5 protein-coding genes, 1 tRNA gene and 1 pseudogene are annotated in these 5,682 nt (G+C 60.1%); 1 reads left to right on the top strand and 6 read right to left on the bottom strand.

Annotation, left to right across the window (positions count from 1 at the left end):
- From EOA79_RS28815 to EOA79_RS28795, 6 genes and pseudogenes are all read right to left on the bottom strand, one after another.
- Positions 1–161: pseudogene (locus tag EOA79_RS28815) on the bottom strand (30S ribosomal protein S12 methylthiotransferase RimO); the annotation flags it as partial.
- 139 nt (positions 162–300) lie between these two features.
- The gene (locus tag EOA79_RS28810) at positions 301–960 is read right to left on the bottom strand and encodes a TerC family protein (RefSeq protein ID WP_067320072.1); all 660 of its coding nucleotides are present in this window, start codon (positions 958–960) and stop codon (positions 301–303) included.
- Between the two features lie 277 nt (positions 961–1,237).
- Positions 1,238–1,645 (bottom strand): DUF930 domain-containing protein, encoded by a 408-nt coding sequence (locus EOA79_RS28805; RefSeq protein WP_066989790.1) that lies wholly within the window; start codon positions 1,643–1,645, stop codon positions 1,238–1,240.
- Positions 1,646–2,467: 822 nt separating this feature from the next.
- On the bottom strand, positions 2,468–2,626 hold the full coding sequence (locus EOA79_RS33020) for a hypothetical protein (RefSeq protein WP_164748299.1): 159 nt from the start codon (positions 2,624–2,626) through the stop codon (positions 2,468–2,470).
- A gap of 662 nt (positions 2,627–3,288) precedes the next feature.
- Positions 3,289–3,687, bottom strand: coding sequence for a hypothetical protein (locus EOA79_RS28800; RefSeq protein ID WP_095800717.1), 399 nt, complete (start codon positions 3,685–3,687; stop codon positions 3,289–3,291).
- 158 nt (positions 3,688–3,845) lie between these two features.
- Positions 3,846–3,935: transfer RNA gene (locus EOA79_RS28795), tRNA-Ser, on the bottom strand.
- Between the two features lie 797 nt (positions 3,936–4,732).
- On the opposite strand from EOA79_RS28795, the gene EOA79_RS28790 reads away from it, so the two are divergent.
- The coding region (locus EOA79_RS28790; RefSeq protein ID WP_164893984.1) for a septal ring lytic transglycosylase RlpA family protein at positions 4,733–5,682 on the top strand (950 nt) is incomplete at its 3' end.

The raw sequence follows: 5,682 nt of genomic DNA, 5'->3' as shown, positions 1-5,682 counted from the left end.
GAGTCGAGAAAGCCGCATGTGTTGACGACAACGAGGTCGGCGCCATTATGCTTGCGGGCGATCTCGTAGCCTTCAGCGCGGAGCCGCGTGATGATGCGCTCGGAATCGACGAGCGCCTTCGGGCATCCAAGGCTGACGAAACTGACACGAGGGGCAGACATAAGCTTTTCCAGGTTTTTCGGGATCGGCGGCGCCATACCACACTAATTGCGGCATTGGTATGGGCTGGTCCTTGTTGCGGCAAAACGCAATGCGAGGCCAGATCAGTGGCCGGCCAAAGCCCGCGTCAGGTGGCGGCAGTCAGCTCACCGCGTTGTTGACATGCGGCCAGATTTCCATCGTGCCCCTGTAGACCATGTCTAGCGCGACATAGAGGATGATCAGCAGGCCGATATAGGCAATCCAACGGTAACGGTGCAGCAGCCGCGCAATGAAGCTGGCGGCAAGGCCCATCAAGCCGATCGACAGCACGAGGCCGACGATCAGCACCCAGAAATGATCACGCGCGGCGCCGGCGACGGCCAGCACGTTGTCCAGCGACATCGACACGTCTGCGACGACGATCTGCAGCGCCGCCTGGCCAAGCGTCTTGCGCGGCGCCTTGCCGGCAACCGCCTTGTCGCTGTCGAGATCGGAATTGGCGAGCGCCTCCGTCGCCTCGTGCTCGTCGGCATGGGAGGTGCGCAGCTCGCGATACATCTTCCAGCATACCCATAACAGCAGGATGCCACCGGCGAGCAACAGTCCGACGATTGCAAGCAGCTTGACGGTAACCGCCGCGAACAGGATGCGCAGCACCGTCGCTGCCACCACGCCGATCAGAATGGCCTTTTTGCGCTGCTCCGTCGGCAGGCCGGCGGCCGCCAGTCCAATGACGATGGCATTGTCGCCCGCAAGCACTAGGTCGATCGCGATGACCTGGACAAGGGCAGTCAGGCTTGCGGCGCTGAAAATATCCATCGTCTGGAGCCTTCCTGTTTTGCGAAATGTCGATCTTCGAGTGTTCTAACGCCGGAGCGATTCACCGATTGATGCGATCGCGTTCTAAGTCTTTGTTTTCACGCAATTCCGGCGGGAAAAACGGCTGCGCGCCTTTCCTGGAATTGCTCTACGTGCATGGTTCCTGCACGTCAAGAGAACTCACGAAACAAGCGGTTGCCGCTCGTCTGGTTCCATTGGGTTCAAATGAGTTTGCACTCGAAAGGCCGATTTGCGCGCAACCGACCGCGGCAGTCGGTCAATCGTAAAGATTGTATTTTGCCCAGTCGGTTTCCGGGATCTCGTCACCGATCTTGTAGAGCAACTGCAGCACCTGCATGTGGTCGGGCGCAGTCTGGCACTTGAACTTCAGCCGGAACCATTGACCCTTGCTGCGAAAGGCGGCGCCGGGGCTCCTGATCGCGTCGGCGCTCATCTGGGGCGTGGCGAAGGCATAGGCCACCACACGGTCGGCCTTGAATTTGCGATCGTCGTGGCTAATCCGGTCGAGCACCTCGGCGTCGCAACGCTGTTCGAGACGAGTCTGCGGATCGAGTTTCAGCAGGCCGGCACGAAGTGCGTTGTCCATCGCCTTGGCCGGCCAGGCCAGCGCCAGAGGCGCCAGAACCATCAGGCAGAGCTTTTTCATGGGCGCGACAAGCAGCATATTCTGTCTGAGAAATCAACCAAACGCACGCGCTTGTGACATGGGTGCCGGCTCGGCCAGGCCAGCCATGCGGCACAAGCCAATCTCGGGCTTCGGCGACTGGGCTATTGCCATTGTTCCGGGGTCCGCGATGAAACGATCTCCGCTGCCGAAGAACTGTCAAGAACCTGTCAGACTTGGGTCGTATAGAGCAGGGACTGTAGAGCCTCTTTTTCTCCTCGTCGGGCGGCAGTATTGTGCTTTCAAAGTGCTGGAGCACAATCCTGCCCGGTTTCGCAGGCTCAGCCGCCGAACAGATTTGCGTTGGAATACTAAAACGAAGAACCGTCAGTGATGAGGTTTACCTGCTTATCGGATCCGTGTGACCAATGGATGGTCTATGATGTATTTTTCGACCTTCCGGCGGAATTGTCGGGCCGACTGCTGCTTGGATTAACGCAAAAGGGCGCAGAGCATTTAACTGAGCAAGCGAACATAAAAACTGTGTCGACCTGCCTGACGATGGAAACCGGCCCCGGTGGGAAGGCCGTTAGCCGGAAAGCACTTTACCAAAAATGTTTCGCTGCAGGGTAGCGCTATAGGTTCCGTGGTTTGCAAGATGATCCCATACGGAGAAACAGGCCGTGAGTGCGGCCAGAGCAAGAATAATGCGCATTGGAACTCCCCACGGCGCCCGAAAACGTCCAATGGTAAGTTCGTGTCAGATTGGAGGCTATTGCTAATATAGTGGGTAACCCTACACCGATCGCGGTATGCTACAGCAAGCGGATAGCAGGGCGACCTACGCGGACTTTGCGCAGCCGCCGGCACTTTCCTGGTGACTTAGCGAGCGATAGCTAGTCCGATACCGATGCCAACCCCCACGGCGACCCCTAAAAAGAGCTTGCTGGCGAAGTCCAGGGCGAACGCGCGCACAGCCGTATAAATATCTGTTCGGGGCTGCCTGACAGCAGCCGCAAGGTCGTCGAACATCGCTTCCATAGGTTGCCACCCGCGATTTCTTCGACCTGCAAGACTAGATCAGTTCTGGTGAGATGGGAATCCTCCGATCCATCAAAATTTAACGATCACGAAAGCTCGTTGGTAGGCACGTGTGGTAACGGTTGATTCAACCATCGCTGGTATAAAGCAAAGTCAGGTGGCGGCCCCGACAGAGGGCGGGGGGTGCTGGGCCTGCCGGAGCCGCCGGCGCGGGAGTGGGCGCTACCCGCGCTGTCCCAGAATAGGACAGCGCGGGTCTACAATTAGTTAAAGCTAATAGAATTTTGCCGGCGTGCCGCCGCTTTGTGTCGGCTGTCCTCCAGCGGTGTGTCCGCTGCCCGCCCGGCAACGTGCGGCTGAGGGGCGCAAGCCGCCGACCGTGAGGTCATGAGTCTGGTGCGCTCCTGAGATCGGTGTTCTCCACTGGACAAGAAACCTTGACGCCATTGCCTGACGCCGGGCGGCCCGGCAGGCTGGCGGGGTAGGCCAGCAAACGCCGGGCCTGACCGGTGGGCTCGGGGGCGAGACACAGCACCGGCTGCCGATAAACATACGCTTGTGCTGATGTGGCCGGTACATATCAAGAAGTTGATGGCGTAGTAGCTTAAAGGGGCCTCAGCGCACGAAAGGACGCGGCAGAGCCGCCAACCTGCCGGAGCCAGCTAGTGAAGCTTGCCCCTCGGAGGCTTGGCGGTCAGCCACTTCAATTTGACGCTGTTAAGCTCTTGTTCGAGCTCCAGCGCGAGCCGGACGATGGGGTCCGGAATGGAAATCGCGTCTCTCCCGCCCTCTGCCACCTGCGTCTTCGCCGAAAGCTCCGAGACTACTTTGGATCCGGCCGATTTCGACAGCAGTCGGGACAGGTGCTCCCGCTGCAAAGCGTGAACCTCTTCCAACAGGCTCAGGAACCTCAACGCATCCACTGTCGGCAGCCTGTTGGTTCTCAAGCGGGCAATCCGCTCGTGCTGACGCGCAATGTGCCGCTCGCCATGTCGAACATGACGCTGCGCCATGCTGATGTGGTCTTCGAGAGACATGGCGCACAACGCGAAAACAGCCATCTCGTTCCGTCAGCTGAATCTGGCAGGACAATCGAGTGGGTACGGCACGCAACCAAAGCTCGCCGGACCAATAACGCAAAGCAGGATTGGGGCAGATGGCCGTCTGCAGCGAAACGGTGGCCATGCAGGAGATGATATGCCGATCGGGTTGGGAATTGTGGCGGAGGGAGTGGGATTCGAACCCACGGTGAGCTTGCGCCCACGCCGGTTTTCAAGACCGGTGCCTTAAACCGCTCGGCCATCCCTCCAGCATGGTCTTTCAACCACTTACGATCGTCGCTATCGGTCAATTTTCAATGGTCGGCGCAAACTTGACGCCGAGGCATTTGCGACCGGTTAGCGCTTCATTGCTGTAGTGCGGCGGTCAGGGCTGCGTCAACCACCGCGACGTGCCTTCCTGCGGTCGGGACAGACGATGCATTGCCCGGCTGCCTGGTTGGCCGGGCGCTTTTATGTCTGTGGCGAAAATGTCACGCAACCAGAATATGCGGCGGCTCAACCTTAGCGCGCTTATTATCCAGCCAAACGAGGCGTACCGTCCTTAGCGGGGCAAGGGGACGACCCAGACCGCGAGCGTCTCTCACTTCCTCCCGAACTAGCGCCCGCTACGGAAAACGTGGTGGGCGTCTTCTTGTCCAGTCCGAAGGCAACGCCTCCGGCTAAGGCGCGATAGCGTCTCCCAAACTGATCCGTGAAACCACTGCTCATATGGATGAGCCGAGTTCATCCGTTCGATCTAGGCAGGCCTTGCGGACGCCCATGCTAAACTCCTGGTTGGCGCGGGCAATTCCAGCGCTGTGAGCGCCGGTTGGAAATGGAAGTCCCCCTCCAAAAAGCTGCCCCTCCATCCGGCGCTCATCCACGCAAGGCTCATCCTCGCCGGAGTTTTTTCCCCGCCATAATCTCGCCCGGTTCCGGCCATAATCGATTAACATCGTAATAAACATTTCCTGTGCACAAAGATATTGGGGATCAAGGTGTTGCTGCATTCGGGGGCGCTTGGCTCCGATTGATGGCGGCGAGACTGTAGGGGACAATCGAAAACATGCAGACCTCGGCGCGCCCGCGTCTTCGTCGCGCTCCTGCCTTCGTGCTGTGCGCCCTCTCGGCGGTGCTGCTTGCCGGCTGTACGTCGACGCCGCAACCGAAAGGCATGGTCGACAAGCGGCCGCGCTCCAAGGAATATTTCGCCGAGTCCGAATATGGCGTGAAGGCGAGCCCGCGCGTTGCCTTCATGCGGCGCGGCGGCGGCCGCGACCAGCTCGGCAAGCCGTACCAGGTGCGCGGCAGGTGGTACTATCCCAAGGAAGATAAGAAGTACGCCAAGGTTGGCCTGGCTTCCTGGTATGGCGATGCCTTCCACGGCCGGCTGACCGCCAATGGCGAAGTCTATGACACGATGCAACTGACGGCGGCGCACCCGACAATGCCGCTGCCGAGCTATGCACGCGTCACCAATCTCGAGACCGGCAGTTCGATTATCGTCCGCGTCAACGACCGCGGCCCATATCATGAGGGCCGCATCATCGACGTCTCGGAACGTGCCGCGCAAATGCTCGACTATGGCAAGGTCGGCACGGCAAGGGTGAAGGTCGAATATGTCGGCCGGGCGCCTCTCGACGGCAATGACGACCAGTATCTGATGGCTTCCTACCGTCCCGGCAGCAGGCGGCCCGATCCGTCCGACGGCCTGCCGACGGGCGTGATGGTGGCCATGAACGGCCCGTCGCCCAGCCTGTCGATGAGCGATGCACCTCCAGCGGCCGTGCCGTTCCCCGGCCAGCTGACCAGTTCCGGGCAGGCTTTTGCCACGCAGTCGGGTCTGTCGGAGCAGCCTGCCGCGCAACCGGCGATGTCAGGGCAGGCGCAGGGCGCCAGCGAAGTCGTGCTGCCGGATTTCGGGCCGATCGTGCCGGAGCGGCCGCAGTTCAGGCTGCCGCCGAACTCGCCCTTTGCCATGGCGTCGCTGTCCTACGCGGATGAGCGCGTCAAACA

It is taken from the genome of Mesorhizobium sp. M1A.F.Ca.IN.020.03.2.1, assembly GCF_004023205.1.
Classification (GTDB): Bacteria; Pseudomonadota; Alphaproteobacteria; order Rhizobiales; family Rhizobiaceae; genus Mesorhizobium.
The sequence above is the reverse complement of the archived record's forward strand: the minus strand, read 5'-3'. Positions and strand labels throughout refer to the sequence as shown.